Consider the following 21,612-nt stretch of genomic DNA (forward strand, 5'->3'; position numbering starts at 1 on the left):
TGTGTTGCTGAAATTATAAAATCTGTCCCAGACTAAATAGCAGTGCCAGCAAAAAAGTAGATAATGCCACTTTTTTTAACTCAGGATCCAATAATTCGGTATTAGCTGTCTTGTACACCTTTATCAAATGAATAATTAAAGGTACAAAAGCAACAAGAAATAACGCATCATTCAGATTCTGATAGGTTTTCCATAAGAATAGGAGCATCGCACACATAGCAATACCTATAATTGTGAAATGATATCGCCTGGCTTTGGTGATTCCCAGCTTAACGACCAAGGTATTCTTCCCTACTTTTTGATCATTTTGAAAATCACGCATATTATTTAGGTTCAGTACTGCAGTACTCAACAAACCAATAGTGATCGCAGGTAAAAATACCAGACCATTCAATTGTTTGGTAAATAAGAAGTAGCATCCTACTACACTTACCAATCCAAAGAAAATAAAAACAAATACATCTCCTAAACCTCTATAGCCGTAAGCAGAATTACCAACAGTATATTTTATAGCCGCAACGATGGCACCAATACCTAATACAAAAAAGAATAAGGAGTAAAAGAAGTTTTCTTTTCCAAAAGACACATAAATTAGAGTAATCGCCATACAAAAGGTGATGATAGCTGTACAAACAATACCTGTGAACATTGCTTTTTTGGTAATTGCTCCACTTTGGATGGCTCTTTCTGGCCCTATCCGATCTTTATTATCTGTTCCTTTTACTCCATCACCATAATCATTGGCAAAATTTGATAAGATTTGTAGACCTAATGTGGTGGCAATAGCCAACCAAAATATAAGCGTAGCATAAAAAGGAGCCGCTCCTTCCAGATTACCGATTACCTCTTTATCAACATCATAAGAATTCAACACAACATTATTAAACATAGCCGATCCGGCAATAATTCCTGAAACGGATAAAGGAAGTGTTCTAAGTCTAGCTGCCGAAATCCAGGCTTTTAGTTTGCTCATGGTAATCATTTAGATGTCAAAGGAACATCATTTTCGTTTAAAAAAAACAAAAATTAAATTTTCAATTCTTTAAATTAGCAGTATGCAGCAGATCCTATTTCTTGAATTTCCTTCTTTTAATCTGTACAGCACACCACTTTTGCTATTAGTGTTACAAGCGTATGTCTTTGCAGTATTACTTTTGATGCGATATTTTAATCAAAAGTACCTTCCTGCTTTACTCTTAGCGCTACTTATTTTCATAACTGGATATCATAGAACTACCTATACTATTGGTTTTATGGAGTGGTACGACACCTATCGAAATACCAAAATCAATTACTGGTTGATTGCGCTTAGTCTGGCAGTAGGGCCATTGTTGTACTTTTATGTAAAGTCGATTACCACTTCAAATTTCAGATTTAAGAAAAAGGACTTTTATCATTTTGTCCCGGTTAGCCTTTTCGTGATTTATAAAATTTCGATTTTTATTTACGATGCCTCCTTACCAGGTTTTGATGAAACTCAAAATGGATACTTAAAAATACATCTGGATGAAAAGTACGTTCAACCATTAGTTGGGATTGTAGAAAGTTTGCAAATGCTTTTGTACTTGACCTTTACACTGCAGTTATACTACGCCTACAAAAAGAAGATTCAACATTTCTTTTCAAATACCTATGCAATAGAACTCAATTGGATACGTAACTTTTTGTTCATCTACTCTTTTCTCTTTCTGTACAGCATTTTTGAAGGTGTGATTGGAGATTTGATTGTTGACTTGCATTGGACCCAACGATGGTGGTATCAGTTCTTCTCGGCTTTGGCGATTATTTATATTGGTATAAAAGGATATTTTACGGATACCAATACGCTAGAGAATCTGAATTTTGAGGTCATTCCATCTTCCGAGAAAAAAACTATCGATGCTACCAAGGACAATAGTATTCTAGAGAATAAAACCAAACTCGAGCAATTTATGAATGATGAAAAACCATTTTTGAATCCAGATTTGAATTTGAAGGAACTATCTAAAATGCTAAAAATAAGTGTTCCCGTTCTTTCTGAAACTATAAACAGTGGTTTTCAAAAAAACTTCAACGATTTTATCAACGGATATAGAGTAAAAGCAGTACAGGATATGCTTAAGGAAGGAAAACAAAAACAACTCTCCTTATTAGGAATTGCCCATGAATGCGGTTTTAATAGCAAAGCAACATTTAACCGGGTATTCAAAAAATTGACCAATTCCTCTCCCTCAGAGTATGCTATGCAGCATCAATAATTACTATATTCATTTTTATCAATATCGCAATTCATCTTCTACCGATTTTTGTAAGAGTTTTTATAGATTAGCGTTTTAAACCACCTAGAACTTATGAATAATTTCGCAAGAATCACTTTGTCTGCGCTGATGTGCGTTCTTTTTGCTTGCAAAAGCGACTCCGAAAAAGAAAAAACGAAACAAGAAGATGTTTCGGATACGGCATCTACTACTAAAAAGAAATCAGAACCTTTCATTTGGGAAGGTGCAAACGTCTACTTTCTCCTTACCGATCGTTTTAATAATGGAGATACAGAAAACGATGTTGTATTAGAAAGAACCAAAGAAACCGGAAAACTAAGAGGGTTCCAGGGAGGAGACATTAAAGGGATCATTCAAAAAATAGAAGAAGGATATTTCAAAGACTTAGGCATCAACGCCATTTGGTTTACACCAGTTGTAGAACAAATACATGATAGTGTAGACGAAGGTACTGGGAACACTTATGCTTTTCATGGGTATTGGGCCAAAGACTGGACCAAAATCGATCCCAATTATGGTACTTATAATGATTTAAAACAACTGGTCAAGGTAGCACATAATAATGGCATTCGAATTTTGATGGATGTCGTTTTGAACCACACTGGGCCAGTAACTGATAAAGATCCTGTATGGCCAGACAACTGGGTACGTACGGAACCTCAATGTACTTATAAAGATTATAATAGTGCTACGGTATGCACACTAGTAAAGAACTTACCAGATGTAAAAACGGAAAGTAATGAGGAAGTAGAATTGCCACAAGCACTGATTGATAAATGGACATCTGAAGGCAGGTTAGAGATAGAATTAGCTGAGTTGGATATCTTTTTTACCAAAACCGGGTTAAAACGATCTCCTAAAAACTATATCATTAAATGGCTTACGGATTACGTGCGTGAGTTAGGAATTGATGGATATCGTGTAGACACCGTAAAACATGTTGAAGAAGATGCATGGAAGGTGCTGGAAGAACAAGCCAAAGTCGCGTTTGCCGAATGGAAATCAAAGCACCCTGATGAAGTATTGGACGATAATGAATTTTATATCCTTGGAGAATTGTACGGCTATGGAATTGATAGCAAACGATATTATGATTTTGGAGATAAGAAAGTAGATTATTTCGCTCATGGTTTTGATAACATGATTAATTTTCAGTTTAAGTATGATGCCAAACAATTGGATTATGAAACACTTTTCAGCAAGTATAGTACAATATTAAGCACTAGCCTGATCGGGAAAGGGGTCATGAACTATATCAGTTCTCATGACGATGGTGATCCATTTGATAAGGAAAGAAGCAAAACCTATGAATCGGCAACCAAACTCTTGCTTACTCCAGGAATCTCTCAAATATATTATGGAGATGAAACGGCAAGATCGTTAATCATAGAAGAAACCGAAGGAGATGCCACCCTACGCTCTAATATGAACTGGGATGCCATGGAAGATGAAGCAACAAAATCTTTATTAACTCACTGGCAAAAACTGGGAACGTTCAGAAAAGAGCATCCCGCAGTAGGTGCTGGGAAACACAAAATGATCTCAAATGCTCCGTATGTGTTTTCGAGAACGTATAAACAAAATGGCATTTCGGATGCGGTTGTTGTAGGTCTAGAACTTCCAAAAGGGGAAAAAACAGTAATGACCAACACCCTTTTTGCTGAAGGAACTACGGTAATCGATCATTATTCAGGAATAGAAGCAAAAGTTGCCGATGGTAAAGTGACACTAAGCACTGATGAAAACATTGTCCTCTTAGCCCAGAAAAAATAAGGCTTTATAGACGAAGTCTCAAAAGAATAAGACGGCTCAAATTATGATTTGAGCCGTCTTATTTTGTTATGAGGCGTGGGTATCATTGAGGTTTTGGACTTTTGAACTGTTCAATCATCAAAATCTAAAACAAATGAAAAAAGTACTTAAAACGATAGTCACGCCTACCTTAATGAAACATTGGTCAATAGATTTGGCCTTCGCCATTCCAAGAGTAATCTGTGGGCTTGCCCTTGCCATCAATTTTGGTGGTAGTAAATTTGGAGTTCCCTGGAGTCCTGAAGGGTCTCCAGAACTAGGCTTATTCGAAGTAGTAGATTGGTTTCCTGAGGATATCGCGGCATATGGAGGTATTTTTGCTCTGTTCCCAGTGTTCTTTGCATGGATGGGTGCTGCTAGCGAAGCTATAGGTGGAGTATTTCTTGCTCTTGGTTTAAAAACCAGAGTTGCGTCATTTTTTATCATGTGCACCATGCTGGTTGCCATATTCTTTCAAAAATGGGACGATGGTCTTTGGGGAATGCTTCCCGCCATGGGATTCTTATGGCTTTCTATGTATCATCTTGTACTAGGTTCTGGCAGGTTCGGTCTGGACTATCTACTCTCTCGGCAATGGTTCCGAAACAAGACTAAAGTATCTACTCATATTCATTTCATCTAAAAAAACAATAATTCAAAATCAAAATATCATGAGAACACTAACATTTTTATTTTTCCTTATGGGATGCGTTGGATACGCTCAAATAAAGGGTAACGGAATCATTGAAACTAAAAAATTTGACATTGACAATATACATACCATAAAGATCAACTTTTATGCAGATGTATTGATCGATGCAGCCCAAGAAGAATCATTAACTATTACTACAGATAATAACTTATTCCAAAAGATCGACAAAGAAGTCGTAGGTGGTGTTTTGTCTATTGGACAACTAGAATGGATTCAACCCACAAAGAAAGCCAAAATTATTATTGGTGCTCCTGGACTAAAAGCTGTAGAGCAAGGAACCCATGATACCACCAAAATCATCAACCTGAATACTCAAGAGATACGTTTAATGGCATTAGTAGGTAAAATAATAGTCGAGGGTAAAACTCAAGAGCTACGCATCGGAAACGAAGTAGGAACTGTTGATGCATCAGGTCTTATCGCACAAAACGCTATTATCCAAATTTGGAGTTGGGGAAGTGCCAAGGTAAATGTGATGAACAGCCTGGATTCTGATCTAAATGACAATGCCAAGTTAATCGTAACCAATACCCCAAAAATCTTGAAAGGAGATAGTAAACGAATGATCGCAAAATCTAGTATTAAGAAAGATGCGTCTATCCAATACATCAATTTCAAAATTAAGAATAACTCATTCTCTAGAAATAACTTTTTTGTCATTGGGCCAAAACCTGATGGTTCCAAGTTCGGGTACGGTTTCCCAATGATGCCAGGCTCGGTAAGAAAAGAAAACTGGACAACAGGTACCAAAGTATACAGGGTTAATTCACTTGGATTTAGAAAACTTTTGGTCACTATCAAGGCCGAAGATAAAGGTCAAATCGTAAAACTTTTTTAAAACCGATAGGTATAAAGAAGAACTTACCTCCTTAGGACTAAGGAGGTAAGTGTTGGGGAAAACAAAAAAAGTAAGGGAAAAATTGTAATTGGAATACTTTTCAAAGATAAAGAGGTTTGGGGTATAAACGGTTACGGTTTTACCTCAAACTTTAGCAGGAATACTAGTATTTGTTAAGACAAAACAGTTCAAATAACTGATAATCAACAATATACACAAAAACCCGGTTTATTGTTAAATTATCGTAAACAGAAAAATAATTGTAATGTTTGAATAAAATACCCGTTTAGTGGTTTCAAAAGTTCAGGAAAAAATTAAATTTGCAGTGATAATTTAATTAACCATCATATAATTAATATCATTGGAAAATAAAAAAGCCATCAAATTAGTAGACAAGATTGTTGCAGATCTTGATAACACCGGAATCAATTCAGATGCTCTTATTGAAGATCTAAAATCACTTAGAGAGTATGCGTTACAGGAAGAAGTTCCGTTAGTTGTAAAAGTACTTAGATACACCTACGAACATATCGAGGAGCATAATTCTTTTCTGGTTCCCATCCCAGATGACGAACCTATAGAAGATGAAGAAGCTGCTAATGAGAGTACAACTGGATCTGATCCTGTAGAAAGTCTAAAATATCTTGTATCGCTTACCAAAAGTTTAAATAACAAAATGAACATCTCTGATTTGAGAGAATACAGAGATGCGTTGAATAACTTTTAGGACCTATCTCTTAGTTTCCTAATGCACTATCGATAGTAGATAAGTATTCTTGATATAAAATTAGATTATTGTGGGATCCGTCGGGTACCACAATAAACTTTTTATTTTTGTTGGGTATGCTTTCAAATAATCGCTTTCCGGATGTAAAAGGCACTACCTGATCATTAGTTCCATGGTAAATCGTAATTGCACAACGTACATCTTGAATCATCTCATGAGATGGAATTCTATATTTTAGAATGCTCGCAGTAGGAATGAATGGGAACTTTGTCTCGGCTATCTCTTGTATGCTGTAATATGGAGTTTCTAATACAAGTTGTTCAGGTTCATTATCTGCAGCTACTTTAATCGCTATCCCTGTCCCCAGCGACCTCCCGTATACAATGATTTCATTTTCCGAAAACTGTTTTAGGACATACTCATAAAATAGTTGTGCATCGTCATACAATCGCTGTTCAGTTAAAGTACCAGTACTCTTACCATACCCGCGATAATCCATAATTACTACATCATAATTTTTTTCTACAAAAAAAGTAGTGATTTCTCCCCAGCGTCGCAAGCTTCCGCTATTACCATGAAAATATAGAATGACACCTTTTGGGTCCTGGTTTTTAAAATGAATTCCATGAAGTTCTGCTCCATCTTCAGAAGGTAGATAAACCTCTTCAAATACATCATCAAATTCAAAAACAAAATCTTTGGCTAATACTTCTGGATGAAATAGAATTTTTTCCTGAAAAAGATAGAGCAGCAATACCAAGACAGCATAGAAACCTACCAGCCAATAAAATATGGTTTTCAGTCTACGCATTAACTTGTTTTGAAGAATGATTAACCCCAATACTAGTTTCAGAGAAATTAATTCTTTTCATTCTGGAGTTAATGATTTCACCCAGCATTCTATGGTATGATTCAAAATTATTCAAATTTTTGTGCCCTCCCCCTATTACGGTATACAATCTGGTAAGTTTAGGACGGATCTTGGATAATTTTACGCTGGATTTAAAAGGAATTAACTTATCATGCGTACCATGAATGATGTGTATGGGACAATTTACATATTTCAGCCACTTATACGTTGGTATGGGGTACCTCATGATCAAAGATACAGGCATAAAAGGAATAAATTTGGCGGCCACTTTGGTCAAACTATAATACGGAGCATCCAGAATTAGCATTTTAGGATTGTTAATAGAAGCTAGCTTGGCCGCAAATCCAGATCCCATCGAACGACCGTATAGAATGATATACTTTTCGTTTACTTTTTCCTTAATCTTATTGTAGACAAATTGAAGATCGCGTTTTAAAGCTTTAAAAGAGCGTCTTCCGGTACTTTTCCAAACCCTCTATAATCCAACATCACTACTTCATAACCGTGTCTGGTAAAATCTACGGCAAATTTCCCCCACCCCTTAATACTTTTAGAATTTCCTTTAAGGTATAGCACCACACCTTTGGGTTTTTCTACCTTGAAATGCAACCCATTAATGATGGCTCCATCTCTTGTCTTCAGGTTATATTCTTCTACCGTTTGGTTGTTGTAATAAAACTCAAAATCTTTGTCTAATTTTTCTGGCTTGAAAATGAAATACTCTTGTAGATAATATAGTGCAACACTAATAATGATATAGATCACAACAAGAGCGAGTAATATGTATCCCCAATTTGGCATTCCAAAAAACTTTTGTAATGACCTAATTTACAAAATTTTAAACAAAAAAGGGTAAGAAAAATCCCGCCGAAGCGGGATTCTAAATAATTTTTAAGATGTCGTTATCATTCTTTATCGTCTAGCATCGTAGATTCTGAAACGAACCCCTACTCGTGCATAGAAATCAAAAAACTTACTATCGGTATCTGTAATATTGTCTACAAAGTCATTCATCGCCCCTACTTCTGCCATGATATCAAACATTTCACCTACCATTTGTGAGAATCCAATACCGTATACCCCACCAATGACTAGTTTTTCGTAGGCATCATCTTCCAACTCTTCTCCTCCTATTTCAAAATTAGTATTTACTCTAAAAGACGGACCTACATTAACAAATCCTCTAAAACGATCTTTACCCTCTCCAGTGAGGTATCGAAATTTTGGATTAAATCCGATTTGCAAAGCTTTTACATCTACACTTGCATTGCTACCAGGAATACTTACACCAGGAAAACTCCCAGAAGTAAGATCTAACTCACTACTTCTCTGTAAAATTTCCAAAGAAAAAACAATACTAGTTCTAGCTCTTACTCCCATAACATACCCGTATCCAGCATTCAAAAAGAACCCTGTACCCGTGCTGCTATCGATATTATCTAGGTTTAATTTAGAAAAAGTGGCTCCACCGGATACTTCCCAGCGATATTGTCCATAAAAAGAGGTAGTGCATCCTAACACTAATAAAAAGAAAACGATTTTTTTCATAACTATGGTTTTGACTTGAGGTTGTACTTAGCGACGAAAATACTAAAATTTAAAGAACAGCCATAAAAAAACCTGCCTTTAAGAGACAGGTTATAGGGTATACATCGTATTGAAGTATTATTCTTTATGCATAAATGCTTGTTTCTGTAATAAGAATTCTTCTGTTTCTACCACATCCTCATCTGGCACACAACAATCCACTGGACATACCGCCGCACACTGTGGTTCCTCATGGAAACCTTTACATTCTGTACATTTATCAGGTACTATATAGTAGATCTCATCGCTAACTGGTTCCTGGGCTTCATCGGCATTCACCGCTTTCCCACCAGGCAAAACTACATCGCCGTTTAGATCGGTTCCATCAGAATATCTCCAATCGTCTGCGCCTTCATATATTGCTGTATTTGGACACTCTGGCTCACATGCACCACAGTTTATACATTCATCTGTTATTATAATTGCCATAGCTCTTTTTTATTCTAAATTTGCAACACAAAAATAACTCCTAAACTAGTGATAAACAAATAAGACATGGTATTAAATGATCGAATCAACGCTTTTGTAAAACTCGGAGAGTTTCTAAGTCAATTTAAATCCACTGGTTATGAGAAAGTTAATACCGGTCACGCTGATGATTCGTTTTTTGATGAAATGATCCAAAAAATTGAAAGCGCAAAGCATTACAATGGGTGGTTTACCAAGGAAAACGTCCTTTTTGCAGTTGATGAATGGAGCAAAGCATTAACCGAAACAAATCTAAAGCAGTGGTTATCTGCTTACGAGCTATCGAATATGACTCCAAAAACTATCGGAGTAATTATGGCAGGAAATATCCCTTTGGTTGGATTTCATGATTTTCTTTGTGTTTTGATTTCTGGTCATAAAATATTGATTAAGCAATCTACAAATGACAATCAGTTGCTTCCGTTTCTTACTTCTTATTTGATTGAAATAGAACCGCGATTCAAAGAATATATTTCCTTCACTACAGAACAGTTTTCTGATTATGATGCTATTATCGCTACCGGAAGTAATAATACATCGAGGTATTTTGAACATTATTTTGGTAAGGTACCCCACATCATTCGAAAAAACAGAAATTCTGTAGCCGTTCTTACTGGTGAAGAAACCAAAGAACAGCTGGAAGCCTTAGGAAAAGATATTTTTACCTACTACGGTTTAGGATGCCGTAACGTTTCAAAAGTATATGTCCCCGAAGATTATAATTTTGATGCACTTTTTAATGCTTTGTACGGATATCATGCAATTATTGACAGTCAGAAGTACGCCAATAACTACGATTACAACAAAGCGGTTTACCTAATGAGTAATTACAAATTGTTTGATAATGGATTTTTGATGATGAAAGAAGATCCTAGTTACTCCTCTCCTATTGCAACACTGTTTTATCAAAAGTACGGATCGGATGAAGAAATCTCACAAATTCTAGAAGAAGATAATGATAAAATACAATGCATTGTAGGCGCAAACAAAACCCAAAAAACTGTTGATTTTGGACAAACTCAAAGCCCTGGTCTCGCAGATTATGCCGATGGTGTTGACATTATTGAATTTTTGACAAAAATTAACTAAATAATTTATCATTTTAATAATGCATTTGTATAAGATTATTAGCACCTTTGTGGTGTTTTTTTCAATCTTATTTGAAACAAAACTCAAGACGAAATTTGGAATAATAAATCATAACAAAAATTACGATGAAGAAGCATAATTTTAGCGCAGGACCATGTATCTTACCCGAAGAAGTTTTTAAAGAAGCGTCACAAGCCATTTTAGATTACAATAACTCCGGCCTTTCGGTAATCGAGATTTCTCATCGTAGCAAAGATTTTGTTGATATAATGGAAGAAGCTCGTAGCCTGGCTTTAGAATTACTGGGCCTTGAAGGAAAAGGATATAAAGCACTTTTCTTACAAGGAGGAGCGAGTACTCAATTCCTAATGGTAGCCTATAATTTATTGCAAAATAAAGCAGGGTATATCAACACAGGTAGTTGGAGCGATAAAGCGATCAAAGAAGCAAAGCTTTTTGGAGATGTCGTAGAACTTGCTTCTTCGAAAGATGCTAATTTTAACTATATCCCAAAAGGTTATGAAGTGCCTGAGGATTTGGATTATGTACACTGTACAAGTAACAACACTATTTTTGGAACACAAATAAAGGATTTTCCAAAATCGAATGCACCTTTAATTTGTGACATGAGTAGTGACATCTTCTCAAGACAAATGGACTTTTCTCAGTTCTCATTGATATACGCTGGAGCTCAAAAGAATATGGGACCTGCAGGAACTACTTTGGTAGTAGTTAAAGAAGATATCTTAGGAAAAATCAACAGACAAATCCCGTCGATGCTTGATTATCAAGTACACCTGGGCAAAGCAAGTATGTTTAACACCCCTCCTGTTTTTGCGGTGTATACTTCTATGCTCACCTTGAGATGGCTAAAAAACCTAGGAGGATTGGCAACTATAGAAGAGCTAAATGAGAAAAAAGCCAACCTTATTTATTCTGAAATAGATGTAAATCCATTATTTAAAGGATTTGCTGCCAAAGAAGATCGCTCTGTAATGAATGCCACTTTTACACTGGTGAATGAAGACTTAAAAGAAACATTTGATGCCATGTGGAAAGAAGCTGGAATTAACGGTGTTAATGGACACCGTAGTGTAGGCGGATATCGCGCTAGTATGTACAATGCGATGACTATAGAAAGTGTAGCCGCATTGGTAGACGTAATGGGCGATTTAGAAAGAAAAGCATAAAACCAACATTTAAAACTTAAAAATTAATAATGAAAGTATTAGCAAACGACGGAGTATCACAAAGTGGTATTAACGCCCTCGAAAAAGTAGGGTTCGAAGTATTAACTACGACCGTCGCTCAAGACCAGTTGGTGGATTATATTAATGACAACGAGATTTCTGTTTTATTAGTAAGAAGTGCCACCAAAGTAAGAACCGATATTATAGACAACTGTCCTTCGCTAAAAATCATTGGACGTGGTGGTGTTGGTATGGATAATATTGATGTTGCCTATGCTAGAGAAAAAGGATTACATGTAATTAACACTCCAGCAGCCTCTTCTGGTTCGGTTGCAGAATTGGTTTTTGCACACTTGTATGGTGGAGTTCGTTTTTTACATGACTCCAATAGAAATATGCCTTTAGAAGGTGATAGCAAATTCAAAAATCTTAAGAAATCTTATGGTGGAGGAATTGAACTTAGAGGAAAAACTCTTGGTATCATCGGAATTGGACGAATCGGACAAGCTACTGCCAAAATTGCCATTGGTGTTGGAATGAACGTAATAGCCTTTGATCCATTTATTGAAGAAGTAGATATCCCATTGGAATTCTTTGATGGACAATCGGCAAACTTTAAGATCAAAACCGTATCCAAAGAAGAAGTGCTTAAAAATGCCGATTTCTTTACCCTTCACGTACCTGCACAAAAGGAATATGTGATCGGAAAAGCTGAAATCGCGCAAATGAAGGATGGTGCTGGACTTGTAAACGCTGCCCGAGGCGGTGTTGTAGATGAAGTTGCATTGGTTGAAGCTTTAGAAAAAGGAAAATTAGGCTTTGCAGGACTTGATGTATTCGAAAATGAGCCTAGCCCTGCCATCAAGGTACTAATGAACAGCAAAATCTCTTTAACTCCTCATATTGGAGCAGCCACTGGTGAAGCTCAAGATCGCATCGGAGTAGAACTTGCCGATCAGATTATTTCCATACTGAAATAACCAGATAAAAAGTAATATCAAAAACGCCATTTCTTTACGGGAATGGCGTTTTTTATTCTTTCATCCTTGAAATATGTCATTCGTCGAATTGTCGACAAAATAAAGTAGTAGCATATTTTTAATTCTACCTAGAAAAGATGTAATTTTAGTTATCATTAATAAAAACTAAACTACTATGTCAGGAATTCTAGATCTTTTAGATAGCCCAATGGGCAGACAAATCATTAACGGTGTAAGTTCTCAAACCGGGCAACCTGCTAATAAAACAGGAGATTTGTTAAGTATGGCTATGCCAGTACTTATGGGTGCAATGCAACGCAACGCTTCTACTCCGGAGGGAGCTTCTGGTTTACTTAATGCTTTATCAGGAAAGCACACTGGAGGAATTTTGGACAACCTAGGAGGTTTATTTGAAGGTGGTGTTGATCAAAGCGTTTCTGATGATGGTGCGGGAATATTAGGACATATCCTTGGAGGTAAACAACCAGCAGTTGAAAATGCATTGAGCCAGAAATCTGGAATGGATGCGGGTTCCGTTGCACAAATTCTGAAGGTTGCCGCTCCAATTTTGATGGGAGTGCTTGGTAAGCAAGCTTCTCAAAGTAATGTAAGCGATGCCAACGGATTATTAGGCATGTTAGGTAATATGTCTGGCGGTGGTGCTGGATCTAAACAACAATCATTAATAGAGTCTTTTCTTGATGCAGATGGAGACGGAAGTATTCTTGATGATGTAGCAGGTATGTTGTTAAGCGGTAGCGGAAGCAAGAAAGGCGGACTTGGTGGACTGCTAGGTGGATTATTTGGAAAATAAAAACAGATCATAAATAATGGTTAAAGCCGAAGAGAAATCTTCGGCTTTTTTGTATTTTAAGCGTAGTATGTGGAAAAATATAATGTATATCATTGTTTTGGGAGTTTTTATCTATAGTTGTTCAACGACTAAGGACAGAAACCTCTTGGCGACCAATGATAGTCAAATGTCTGATACGCTCAGAATAGCCAATGACAGTCTGGAGTATGAAATCATTATCATAGAACCTGGATTTAATGCCTGGTTACTCACCCAACGCCCAAGAGGGTATTATTCAGAAAATTTCTTAGAAACACGTAATAACCTTTTTGTAATAGAATACAATCAAAGGGTACAACAACCGCTGCGTTTTGATCCCAATTTGTACATGCAACCCATTAACTATGAATCGGGAATTGCATATGGTTATGAGGTAAATTATTTACTGTATAATTATTTCTTATTCTTTCAACAACAATATCGACAACGTTTTACCTTTGCTCGTGGACAAACGTTTTGATTAACAGATTTTTTAGTTGTATTTTTGCTCCATGCAAAAATTTAAGGATCGCTGGCAAATAACGTCTAACTGGCAATTACTGTTTCCGTTTTTGGGCTTGACAAGCCTTGTACTTTCTGGATATCTTATTGGTAAAAGAATCATCAGTCTTTTTGAGTTGCAATCTAATGATGTGGCTTATCTGGGTATTTTATCTTCGCTAAGTATTTTATTTGCTGCAGTTCTTCTTTGGATTACGCTTAAACTTTTTAGTGTACTAGAAAAAAATGGGAAGTCACCTACCGATGGGAATTGATCGCTATTTTTATTGCTTTTGCCATCACAGGATCTACTGCAGCACGAATATCTGATCCTATCATCTCATTAATAGGACTTAGCAAAGAAACCACTAGTGGTTGGATTTACTGGCCGTTACGCATATTCTTGATTTTCCCTGTATATCAAATTATATTATTGATTGTAGGATGGTTATTTGGGCAGTTCAAATTCTTCTGGAATTTTGAAAAGAAAATGCTTTCTAGAATGGGATTTGCTCGTTTTTTAAAGAATTAAGATATTTCTGCATCGATAATATCCTTTACTTTTTCTTTTTTGAATACGTAGGTGTACAACCACATGATAGTAAATGTTGGGATCACATCAAATCCTGGCAAAGCCTCTTCTACAAATGTGACAAAACCTGCTGCTTTACCTACATTTCCTTTATACATTCTTGTCATAAGATAAGCAGCCAATGGGGCCCACACCACATCTCCAAATTCCCCTATCATAGGAATCACGAAGGTTACCATTCCCATTGCGTCAAATAGAAGACTTAGTGCTAATTTTTTATATTTTTCTTTTGCCATAAACTTATAATTAGGTTATTACTAATTAATTAGCAAATTGTATTCCAAAAAAATTAAGTCAAATCTGAGGTAATTAATCTTAGGAATTCTGTGCGAGTTTCTATTTTTTCGAATTGCCCTCTAAATCCAGAAGTTGTCGTAACAGAGTTCTGTTTTTGAACTCCACGCATCATCATGCACATATGCGAAGCTTCAATAACCACGGCTACTCCCTTAGGTTTTAAAGTGTCATTGATACATTCCAAAATATCATGAGTTAATCGTTCTTGTACTTGTAGTCTCCTAGCAAAAACGTCAACAATTCGAGGCAATTTACTCAACCCGACAATATGTCCGTTTGGGATATAGGCAATATGAGCTTTACCAAAAAACGGGAGCATATGATGTTCACAAAGCGAATACAGCTCGATATCCTTAACAATTACCATATCATCATAATCCTCCTTAAACATGGCTCCTTTTAATATTTCTTCAGGATCCTGATGATATCCTTGGGTTAAAAAAAGCATCGCTTTGGCTGCTCTTTCTGGAGTTTTTAGGATTCCGTCACGCTCAGTATCCTCACCGATATCCTCAATGATTGATTTGAACTTTCCTTTTACTTCTTCTGTAACCTCAATATTATACTCTTCAAAATTCTTATATGGCATTGTTACTAATTCTGTATTTCTTTTTTCAATTTGCTTCTAAAGGTAGTGTATAATTTATTAAGTTTTGGATTTATCACAAATTGGCAATAGCCCTGTTCACTGTTTTGATTGTAGTAATCCTGGTGATATCCCTCTGCATTGTAGAAAGGCCCTAATGCCATTACCTCTGTTACAATAGGTGCATCAAAAACATTTTGAGTTGTTAATTCTTCAATAATCCCTTCGGCTATCTGCTTTTGTTCTTCGTCATTATAGTAGATACCACTTCTATATTGTGTTCCTTTGTCCGCTCCTTGTCTATTAAGTGTAGTAGGATCGTGTGTAGCAAAGAACACTTCTAACAACTCTTTGTAGGTAATAATAGTAGGATTATACTCAATTTTGATGGCTTCGGTATGCCCGGTTCTACCCGTGGTTACTTCTCGATATGCGGGGTTTTTGATGGTACCGCCGGTGTAACCAGAAGTAACGCTGATCACTCCTTCCAAACACTGAAAAACGGCCTCTGTACACCAAAAACAACCTCCTGCAACAACTGCAATATCTGTATTCATTTCTTTATCCATTTTGTAAAATCAATTAGTTTTTAAGCTAAAATACGGTGATCCCGAAAATCACTTTTACTTTTTAACTTTTCGTTAGTACGCCATGCGTTTCAACAATCCTAGATTTGCAAAAGATCAAAAAGTAAGGATTTTAGTACAATTTATGAATATATCACTATGCTTCAAATTTAGTGTCTTTTTCTTTTTGAGCACCATGCTAATGATGGCTCAGGAAAAGAAAGAAATACATGCCAAAAGAATATCCAATCCCCCAAAGATAGATGGCGTCCTTTCTGACGAGGTATGGCAGGATATCCCTGCTAGCGGTAATTTTCATATGTGGCAGCCCGGTAATGAAGGTATCATTCCAGAAAACCTACAAACTGAAATCAAAATGGCCTACGATGATAAGGCTGTGTATTTTGCTGCCTATTTATATGATAATGAGCCTGACAAAATATTACGACAATTCAGTCAACGAGATAATGTTTTTGTACAAACCGATTTCTTTGCCGTTAGCATCAATACTTATAATGACGGTATTAATGAAACTCGTTTCTATATTACTAGCGCAGGTACCATCGGAGACTCCAGAGCTGATCAGTTTAATGAAGACTTCAGTTATAATGTAGTGTTTGACGCTAAAGCTTCTTTTGATGAAAAAGGTTGGTATGCAGAATTTAAAATCCCATATAACGCATTGCGTTTTCCAGAGGTTGATGTGCAAGATTGGAGTATAAACTTTTACAGACGTTTACAACAACGCAATCAATCCCATAGCTGGAATTTTATCAATAATGAAATAGGACAACGAACCCAATACAATGGATTGGTTACAGGCGTAAAAGGAATAAATCCACCGGTACGTTTGACCTTTTTCCCGTTTTTACAAGGATTGGTTTCTACCGTTGATGGAGAAACCGAAACAGATTTTAGTGCAGGTATGGATGTTAAATACGGTCTGAGCGATAGTTTTACGCTCGACGCAACGTTAATTCCTGATTTTGGACAGGCAGCTTTTGACGAAGTTCGATTAAACTTAGGTCCTTTTGAACAGACCTTTGGAGAGAATCGACAGTTTTTTACCGAAGGGACAGAACTGTTTAATAAGGGGAATATTTTCTTTTCCAGACGGGTAGGTAATGGTCCTAGTAGTTCTGTAACGGACGATGATCTTCAGGAAAATGAAGTTGCTGAAGATAACCCTTCAAAAGTGAACCTTCTGAATGCCTTAAAAATTTCGGGAAGAACCAAAGATAATTTAGGAATTGGAGTATTTAATGCGATTACCGAAAAGACTGAAGTACGAATTACAGATACGATTACCGGCAACATTAGAAAGCAAGTGGTAGAACCTTTAGCCAATTATAATATTTTGGTATTGGATCAACAATTTAATCAAAACTCTTCGATTTCATTAATTAATACCAGTGTGATTCGTAATGGAAGTGGTTTTAGAGACGCCAACGTAACGGGTCTAGCCTGGAATCTAGCCAATAAGGCTAATTCCTATCGTTTTACAGGAAGGACTATCGTGAGTCAAATCAATTTACCAGGGGATAATATTGGTGGATTTGCTTCAGAAATAGATTTTGATCGTATCAAAGGAAATTTCCGCTTTGGTTTTGGTCATGACTTGGCCAATAAAACCTATGACATTAATGATTTGGGAGTGAATTTCAGAAATAACTTTAATAATTTCAGAATAAGTGCATCTTACCAAATTTTTGAACCCAAAGGAATCTTTAACAACTACCGGATTAGCACTTTTATAAGGCACCGTAGGCTATACGATCCTAGCGTACAGACCAGAAACAGTGCTGGAATAGATTGGTTCTTTGTGACCAGAGAGCGGTTTGCTTTTGGAGGTTTTTCCAGCTATAATTCTGATAATGATGATTATTTCGAACCTCGTGTTCCTGGAAGGTTTGTTACCTTTAGTGAAAACCTTGGGGGCAACATGTGGGTGTCTTCTGACTATCGTAAAAAATTCGCTTATGACGTCAGAGCATTTTATCGCAACTGGTTTGCCGATCCACAAGAAAGGTATGGTATCAATATATCCCCCCGATATCGTTTCTCAGATAATTTTTTAGTGATATGGACTACCGATTATTCGGTAAGAAAACGAGATTTTGGATTCATCGATCTTGAAGATGATAATGTTTTTCTTGGGCAAAGAGATATCACCACTATAGAAAATAGTCTAAGTGCCAGTTATAATTTTGATTCGTATAAAGCCATTAATCTAAGGTTTAGAAACTTTTGGAGTGCAGCAGATTATACAGAGAACACTTTCTTCTTATTAAATGATGATGGAACTAGAGATCTAACGGATTATGATACTTCCGAAAACGATCCGAATACCAATTTTAACATCTGGAATCTGGATTTAAGCTTTAACTGGAGGTTTGCTCCTGGTAGTGAAGCTACCCTACTCTATAGAAATCAAATTTTTAATCAGGATAATTTCTCAACTCTCAATTATACTGATAGTTTGAATAACCTATTTGATCAACCCATACAACACACATTATCGCTAAGAGTGGTATATTTTATCGATGTGAATAACTTAAAGCGTTCTTCCAAGGGATAATGTTGGGGATTGTATGGATATTGTTTACTTTCACTGCTCGTAACTTGAAAATACATGATCAAAGCAAGTAACATTCATAAAAATTATGGGGATCTACATGTACTAAAAGGTGTAGATCTACATATCAAAAAAGGGGAAATAGTTTCGATTGTAGGAGCCTCTGGAGCAGGAAAAACTACCCTACTACAAATTTTAGGTACATTGGACCGTGCTAATGAGATAAAAAACAGTGATCTTAGTATCAATAGCACCAACATTAATGGATTATCCCAAAAATTACTGTCTAAGTTTAGAAATGAACAATTAGGGTTTATTTTTCAGTTTCATCAGCTATTACCCGAATTTACTGCACTAGAAAATGTGTGCATTCCTGCTTTGATCAAAAAAACTCCAAAAGCCGACGCAGAAAAGCGAGGCAAAGAGTTGCTAGATTTTTTGGGACTCTCTCATCGTTACGATCATAAGCCCAGTGAACTTTCTGGTGGAGAACAACAACGGGTGGCTGTAGCCAGAGCTTTGATCAATAATCCCAACGTAATTTTTGCCGACGAACCTTCTGGAAATCTGGATAGTGAGGCTGCCGAAAAACTACATCAATTGTTTTTTAAACTTAGGGATGAGTTTGGACAAACCTTTGTTATTGTTACTCATAATCAGGAGTTGGCGGACATGGCGGATCGCAAATTGGTAATGGTTGACGGTAAAATAATTAGCTAATTAATTATTTCAACAAGAAAGACCATTCAAAGAATGAATGGCCTTCAAAATAAGATGAGGAAATTTTTAATATAAATATTCTATTGCCCTTATATCATTAGCATTGAAATTACCATCTTCATATCCTGTTGGACAAGACATCATCGTTGAGCTTACATCTATTCCAGTTGGTGTTCCCGGAATATGGATGGCTCCACCACTTTGTCCCTCATTACTTCCGTCACAATATCTTCTGAACCAATCTGTATGACGAAGCCCGATACAATGCCCCATTTCATGAGTAATTACATGTGTAGCATAATTATATCCTCTACTAGAAACATTAGGACCAATACGTGCCCACTTATATGGTCTACCTCCTGAAGGAAAACCTGCAAGACCTCCAGCACCAAGATCGCTTCTTACATATACAACCAGGTCTGCAGCTTGATAGTTCGTTCCAAAAGATAATCTTAGATTGAGTGAACTGTTAATTCGGTTATAATTATTAACCGCACGTTGCAAAGCACTTCGGTTTGTAGCGTCCAATCCAAAACCACCGCCTCCTGTATATCCCAAGACATCAATAGTTCGGTTAGCTCCACTAACCAAATTATTAGTTCTGTATTGCTTCAAACCGTTTTCAGAATCACCTAAACCTTCCATTTGCATCAATTCATTAAGGGGAATAGCTAAATCAGTATTGTTAAGGACGTAATCAGTAGCTTTTCCATCAAAATCCGTAATAGTTTTAATCGAGGTTTCCGTATTACTAATTCCTAACTCCGTTAACTTAGTTAATTCAGCTTTTGATAGTTGTCGATTTAAGGGATCGTTAATTTCATCGGTACTTTCTTTCTGGCAAGAAAACAGCACCATTGTCAAGACGATGAACGTCAAAATTTTGATTTTTTTCATGATTATTTGTGTAGTTAAAATTAATATTCAATGTTAAGTAAGCTCAGCGGCAGCTATTGGAAGAAAATCCACAAGAATATTCATTTCTTTTGTACTTATTACTCTTTGTATAATTAAGTCGATTAACCGAGGATTAAGCGTTGAATGACACGAACCAAGTACGAATAGTTAGTTGGTAAAAAATATCTAACTTGAAATTAAATAGCAGTGATTCTAAGAATAAATACTGCCGATAATCTTGTGGATTGTAATAATAACATTGGGTTGAGTTTGTGTTAGTTTGTTGATGCTAAATTGAATAAAAAAACAAAATGATCAATCAATATATGTCTTATAACATGATATAAGATATCCTAAATCATGTAATCAACACCAAGAAATTGATCTATTATTGCATCACATTCTTTAGATAAACAGAGGGAGAAACTCCTTCTATTTCCTTAAAATTTTTATAAAAAGAAGCTCGGGAGCTAAAACCCACCTCATTAGCTATAGCATAAATGCTATATTTTTTATAATCCTCAGAAGCTAATCGTTGTTTGAACTCTTCAACTCTGAAATAATTAATATAATTGCTAAAATTTTTGTTATTTATTCTATTAATTGCTTTTGAAACATCCCTTTCAGAAATTCCAATACCTTTTGCAAAACCCTTCAAGTTAATATTCGGATCAAGGTAAGTTTTGTTTTCTAAAAGATAGTTTTTTACCTGATAGATAATCTTTTCCAATTGTTTATGTTCCTCTTCGGCATCAGATTTTGAAGGAATAACATTATCAATATTGATTTGTATTAAACTAGCAATTGTTAAATAATATAGAAGAAATAAAGACAGACCACAGTATGCCAGACTTACAAATGTTGAAGTTATATTAAATGTATAATAAGTATGTCTAAGAACATTAAGAATAATACATCCTACGCAAAATGCAGTCAGCCAATAAAGCGACTTATACTTCACATTGGAAAAATGAACATTTAGTAACTTTTGATGACGGTTAATTATTCTAATGATCAACAAACTAAAAACAACAATATATAATGAAGAAAGAATCCTAAAATACAATTCAAAATTATATTCGTCCAAATAATCCTTATAGCCTGGATCATACACCAGAAAAATTAAAACAATGGACAAAATAGTGAACTCAATTATTGCGGGAATGTAAAATTTGAATTTTGAATGTATTTTTATACCTGCAGTTTCTGTAACGTAAAAATACAAGAAATTAAGTGTAAGAAAATCAAACCTCACGGGTAAGTAATAAAGTATTGAGTTGGGTTGATATTTAAGTAAAAAATACATGAATATTTCAACACAAATAGTCATAAAAAAATAGCTCAAATATCTATTTATTCGGTTCTTCTTTGATTTATAAGAGAATAGTATAACTACAATAACTAACGTTTGTAAGCCTATTATTAGATAGAGAGCTTCCTTAATTTCCATCATGTTTTTTTTAATAATCATTAAATAATTAACATAATTTTTAAAAATATCTAATCCACACACAAAATTCAAAAAAATCTTATTT

At 35.7% G+C, this 21,612-nt stretch carries 25 protein-coding genes; 14 read left to right on the forward strand and 11 right to left on the reverse strand.

The annotated features are described in order from the left end of the window. Positions 1-13 precede the first annotated feature (13 nt). Positions 14-973, reverse strand: coding sequence for a 1,4-dihydroxy-2-naphthoate octaprenyltransferase (menA, locus tag AC0L3Q_RS13770; protein ID WP_473280120.1), 960 nt, complete (start codon positions 971-973; stop codon positions 14-16). 82 nt (positions 974-1,055) lie between these two features. Here menA and AC0L3Q_RS13775 point away from each other — a divergent pair, with 82 nt between their 5' ends. From AC0L3Q_RS13775 to AC0L3Q_RS13795, 5 genes are all read left to right on the forward strand, one after another. Continuing rightward, a complete protein-coding gene (locus AC0L3Q_RS13775; protein ID WP_473280122.1) occupies positions 1,056-2,237 on the forward strand; it encodes a helix-turn-helix domain-containing protein in 1,182 nt (393 codons plus the stop codon). Positions 2,238-2,330: 93 nt separating this feature from the next. Further along, positions 2,331-4,031, forward strand: a complete 1,701-nt coding sequence (locus AC0L3Q_RS13780; RefSeq protein ID WP_473280124.1) for an alpha-amylase family glycosyl hydrolase — start codon at positions 2,331-2,333, stop codon at positions 4,029-4,031. A gap of 133 nt (positions 4,032-4,164) precedes the next feature. After that, positions 4,165-4,692 (forward strand): DoxX family protein, encoded by a 528-nt coding sequence (locus AC0L3Q_RS13785; protein WP_473280126.1) that lies wholly within the window; start codon positions 4,165-4,167, stop codon positions 4,690-4,692. A gap of 28 nt (positions 4,693-4,720) precedes the next feature. Then, on the forward strand, positions 4,721-5,599 hold the full coding sequence (locus AC0L3Q_RS13790; protein ID WP_473280128.1) for a GIN domain-containing protein: 879 nt from the start codon (positions 4,721-4,723) through the stop codon (positions 5,597-5,599). Between the two features lie 361 nt (positions 5,600-5,960). Next, complete coding sequence (locus tag AC0L3Q_RS13795) at positions 5,961-6,326, forward strand: hypothetical protein (protein ID WP_473280130.1); 366 nt, start codon at positions 5,961-5,963, stop codon at positions 6,324-6,326. Between the two features lie 10 nt (positions 6,327-6,336). Here AC0L3Q_RS13795 and AC0L3Q_RS13800 read toward each other — a convergent pair whose 3' ends face one another. The 5 genes from AC0L3Q_RS13800 to AC0L3Q_RS13820 form a co-directional block, all read right to left on the reverse strand. After that, the gene (locus tag AC0L3Q_RS13800) at positions 6,337-7,137 is read right to left on the reverse strand and encodes an alpha/beta hydrolase (protein ID WP_473280132.1); all 801 of its coding nucleotides are present in this window, start codon (positions 7,135-7,137) and stop codon (positions 6,337-6,339) included. Continuing rightward, positions 7,130-7,600, reverse strand: coding sequence for an alpha/beta hydrolase (locus AC0L3Q_RS13805; RefSeq protein WP_473286943.1), 471 nt, complete (start codon positions 7,598-7,600; stop codon positions 7,130-7,132). Before AC0L3Q_RS13805 ends, AC0L3Q_RS13800 begins: the two co-directional genes overlap by 8 nt. A gap of 29 nt (positions 7,601-7,629) precedes the next feature. Beyond that, positions 7,630-7,998, reverse strand: coding sequence for an alpha/beta hydrolase (locus AC0L3Q_RS13810; protein ID WP_473280134.1), 369 nt, complete (start codon positions 7,996-7,998; stop codon positions 7,630-7,632). 111 nt (positions 7,999-8,109) lie between these two features. Continuing rightward, on the reverse strand, positions 8,110-8,745 hold the full coding sequence (locus tag AC0L3Q_RS13815) for a hypothetical protein (protein WP_473280136.1): 636 nt from the start codon (positions 8,743-8,745) through the stop codon (positions 8,110-8,112). A 117-nt stretch (positions 8,746-8,862) separates the two neighbouring features. Then, positions 8,863-9,213 (reverse strand): 4Fe-4S dicluster domain-containing protein, encoded by a 351-nt coding sequence (locus AC0L3Q_RS13820; RefSeq protein ID WP_473280138.1) that lies wholly within the window; start codon positions 9,211-9,213, stop codon positions 8,863-8,865. A gap of 66 nt (positions 9,214-9,279) precedes the next feature. Between AC0L3Q_RS13820 and AC0L3Q_RS13825 the strand changes: the two genes are divergently transcribed. The 7 genes from AC0L3Q_RS13825 to AC0L3Q_RS13855 all read left to right on the forward strand — a co-directional run bounded on the left by AC0L3Q_RS13825 (position 9,280) and on the right by AC0L3Q_RS13855 (position 14,376). Beyond that, positions 9,280-10,341: an acyl-CoA reductase gene (locus AC0L3Q_RS13825; protein ID WP_473280140.1), complete on the forward strand. Its 1,062-nt coding sequence runs from the start codon at positions 9,280-9,282 to the stop codon at positions 10,339-10,341. A gap of 125 nt (positions 10,342-10,466) precedes the next feature. Continuing rightward, positions 10,467-11,531 carry a 3-phosphoserine/phosphohydroxythreonine transaminase gene (gene serC / locus AC0L3Q_RS13830; protein ID WP_473280142.1) on the forward strand — a complete coding sequence of 355 codons (1,065 nt, stop codon included), beginning with the start codon at positions 10,467-10,469 and terminating at the stop codon, positions 11,529-11,531. A gap of 29 nt (positions 11,532-11,560) precedes the next feature. Continuing rightward, on the forward strand, positions 11,561-12,511 hold the full coding sequence (locus AC0L3Q_RS13835) for a D-2-hydroxyacid dehydrogenase (protein ID WP_473280144.1): 951 nt from the start codon (positions 11,561-11,563) through the stop codon (positions 12,509-12,511). Positions 12,512-12,686: 175 nt separating this feature from the next. Beyond that, a complete protein-coding gene (locus AC0L3Q_RS13840) occupies positions 12,687-13,325 on the forward strand; it encodes a DUF937 domain-containing protein (protein WP_073314071.1) in 639 nt (212 codons plus the stop codon). Positions 13,326-13,341: 16 nt separating this feature from the next. Continuing rightward, complete coding sequence (locus AC0L3Q_RS13845; RefSeq protein WP_473280146.1) at positions 13,342-13,824, forward strand: DUF6146 family protein; 483 nt, start codon at positions 13,342-13,344, stop codon at positions 13,822-13,824. A gap of 31 nt (positions 13,825-13,855) precedes the next feature. After that, positions 13,856-14,119, forward strand: coding sequence for a hypothetical protein (locus AC0L3Q_RS13850; RefSeq protein WP_473280148.1), 264 nt, complete (start codon positions 13,856-13,858; stop codon positions 14,117-14,119). Then, the gene (locus AC0L3Q_RS13855; protein ID WP_473280149.1) at positions 14,116-14,376 is read left to right on the forward strand and encodes a DUF6787 family protein; all 261 of its coding nucleotides are present in this window, start codon (positions 14,116-14,118) and stop codon (positions 14,374-14,376) included. The genes AC0L3Q_RS13850 and AC0L3Q_RS13855 overlap by 4 nt, the downstream gene beginning before the upstream one ends. Here AC0L3Q_RS13855 and AC0L3Q_RS13860 read toward each other — a convergent pair. The 3 genes from AC0L3Q_RS13860 to msrA are packed head-to-tail and all read right to left on the reverse strand — an operon-like array spanning position 14,373 to position 15,876. After that, positions 14,373-14,672, reverse strand: coding sequence for a hypothetical protein (locus tag AC0L3Q_RS13860; RefSeq protein ID WP_073314075.1), 300 nt, complete (start codon positions 14,670-14,672; stop codon positions 14,373-14,375). The genes AC0L3Q_RS13855 and AC0L3Q_RS13860 overlap by 4 nt on opposite strands. A 53-nt stretch (positions 14,673-14,725) precedes the next feature. Continuing rightward, positions 14,726-15,322 (reverse strand): GTP cyclohydrolase I FolE, encoded by a 597-nt coding sequence (gene folE, locus AC0L3Q_RS13865; RefSeq protein ID WP_473280151.1) that lies wholly within the window; start codon positions 15,320-15,322, stop codon positions 14,726-14,728. Between the two features lie 5 nt (positions 15,323-15,327). Next, entirely contained in the window at positions 15,328-15,876 is a 549-nt protein-coding gene (msrA, locus tag AC0L3Q_RS13870; RefSeq protein ID WP_473280153.1) for a peptide-methionine (S)-S-oxide reductase MsrA, read from the reverse strand. A gap of 154 nt (positions 15,877-16,030) precedes the next feature. Between msrA and AC0L3Q_RS13875 the strand changes: the two genes are divergently transcribed. Beyond that, positions 16,031-18,463, forward strand: a complete 2,433-nt coding sequence (locus AC0L3Q_RS13875; RefSeq protein ID WP_473280154.1) for a DUF5916 domain-containing protein — start codon at positions 16,031-16,033, stop codon at positions 18,461-18,463. Between the two features lie 54 nt (positions 18,464-18,517). Then, positions 18,518-19,180 carry an ABC transporter ATP-binding protein gene (locus AC0L3Q_RS13880; RefSeq protein WP_473280156.1) on the forward strand — a complete coding sequence of 221 codons (663 nt, stop codon included), beginning with the start codon at positions 18,518-18,520 and terminating at the stop codon, positions 19,178-19,180. A gap of 66 nt (positions 19,181-19,246) precedes the next feature. Here the strand turns inward: AC0L3Q_RS13880 and AC0L3Q_RS13885 are convergent, their stop codons facing one another. Further along, entirely contained in the window at positions 19,247-20,077 is an 831-nt protein-coding gene (locus tag AC0L3Q_RS13885) for a M57 family metalloprotease (protein ID WP_473280158.1), read from the reverse strand. A gap of 388 nt (positions 20,078-20,465) precedes the next feature. Then, entirely contained in the window at positions 20,466-21,590 is a 1,125-nt protein-coding gene (locus AC0L3Q_RS13890) for a helix-turn-helix domain-containing protein (RefSeq protein WP_473286944.1), read from the reverse strand. Positions 21,591-21,612 lie beyond the last annotated feature (22 nt).

The organism is Aquimarina sp. KJ22-3, assembly GCF_055808215.1.

Excerpts from the sequence above, each read along its gene's own strand:
- menA (WP_473280120.1), bottom strand. The coding sequence starts at position 973 with ATGAGCAAACTAAAAGCCTGGATTTCGGCAGCTAGACTTAGAACACTT.
- AC0L3Q_RS13775 (WP_473280122.1), top strand. The coding sequence starts at position 1,056 with ATGCAGCAGATCCTATTTCTTGAATTTCCTTCTTTTAATCTGTACAGC.
- AC0L3Q_RS13780 (WP_473280124.1), top strand. The coding sequence starts at position 2,331 with ATGAATAATTTCGCAAGAATCACTTTGTCTGCGCTGATGTGCGTTCTT.
- AC0L3Q_RS13785 (WP_473280126.1), top strand. The coding sequence starts at position 4,165 with ATGAAAAAAGTACTTAAAACGATAGTCACGCCTACCTTAATGAAACAT.
- AC0L3Q_RS13790 (WP_473280128.1), top strand. The coding sequence starts at position 4,721 with ATGAGAACACTAACATTTTTATTTTTCCTTATGGGATGCGTTGGATAC.
- AC0L3Q_RS13800 (WP_473280132.1), bottom strand. The coding sequence starts at position 7,137 with ATGCGTAGACTGAAAACCATATTTTATTGGCTGGTAGGTTTCTATGCT.
- AC0L3Q_RS13810 (WP_473280134.1), bottom strand. The coding sequence starts at position 7,998 with ATGCCAAATTGGGGATACATATTACTCGCTCTTGTTGTGATCTATATC.
- AC0L3Q_RS13815 (WP_473280136.1), bottom strand. The coding sequence starts at position 8,745 with ATGAAAAAAATCGTTTTCTTTTTATTAGTGTTAGGATGCACTACCTCT.
- AC0L3Q_RS13820 (WP_473280138.1), bottom strand. The coding sequence starts at position 9,213 with ATGGCAATTATAATAACAGATGAATGTATAAACTGTGGTGCATGTGAG.
- AC0L3Q_RS13825 (WP_473280140.1), top strand. The coding sequence starts at position 9,280 with ATGGTATTAAATGATCGAATCAACGCTTTTGTAAAACTCGGAGAGTTT.
- serC (WP_473280142.1), top strand. The coding sequence starts at position 10,467 with ATGAAGAAGCATAATTTTAGCGCAGGACCATGTATCTTACCCGAAGAA.
- AC0L3Q_RS13835 (WP_473280144.1), top strand. The coding sequence starts at position 11,561 with ATGAAAGTATTAGCAAACGACGGAGTATCACAAAGTGGTATTAACGCC.
- AC0L3Q_RS13840 (WP_073314071.1), top strand. The coding sequence starts at position 12,687 with ATGTCAGGAATTCTAGATCTTTTAGATAGCCCAATGGGCAGACAAATC.
- AC0L3Q_RS13845 (WP_473280146.1), top strand. The coding sequence starts at position 13,342 with ATGGTTAAAGCCGAAGAGAAATCTTCGGCTTTTTTGTATTTTAAGCGT.
- AC0L3Q_RS13850 (WP_473280148.1), top strand. The coding sequence starts at position 13,856 with ATGCAAAAATTTAAGGATCGCTGGCAAATAACGTCTAACTGGCAATTA.
- AC0L3Q_RS13860 (WP_073314075.1), bottom strand. The coding sequence starts at position 14,672 with ATGGCAAAAGAAAAATATAAAAAATTAGCACTAAGTCTTCTATTTGAC.
- folE (WP_473280151.1), bottom strand. The coding sequence starts at position 15,322 with ATGCCATATAAGAATTTTGAAGAGTATAATATTGAGGTTACAGAAGAA.
- msrA (WP_473280153.1), bottom strand. The coding sequence starts at position 15,876 with ATGAATACAGATATTGCAGTTGTTGCAGGAGGTTGTTTTTGGTGTACA.
- AC0L3Q_RS13875 (WP_473280154.1), top strand. The coding sequence starts at position 16,031 with ATGAATATATCACTATGCTTCAAATTTAGTGTCTTTTTCTTTTTGAGC.
- AC0L3Q_RS13880 (WP_473280156.1), top strand. The coding sequence starts at position 18,518 with ATGATCAAAGCAAGTAACATTCATAAAAATTATGGGGATCTACATGTA.
- AC0L3Q_RS13885 (WP_473280158.1), bottom strand. The coding sequence starts at position 20,077 with ATGAAAAAAATCAAAATTTTGACGTTCATCGTCTTGACAATGGTGCTG.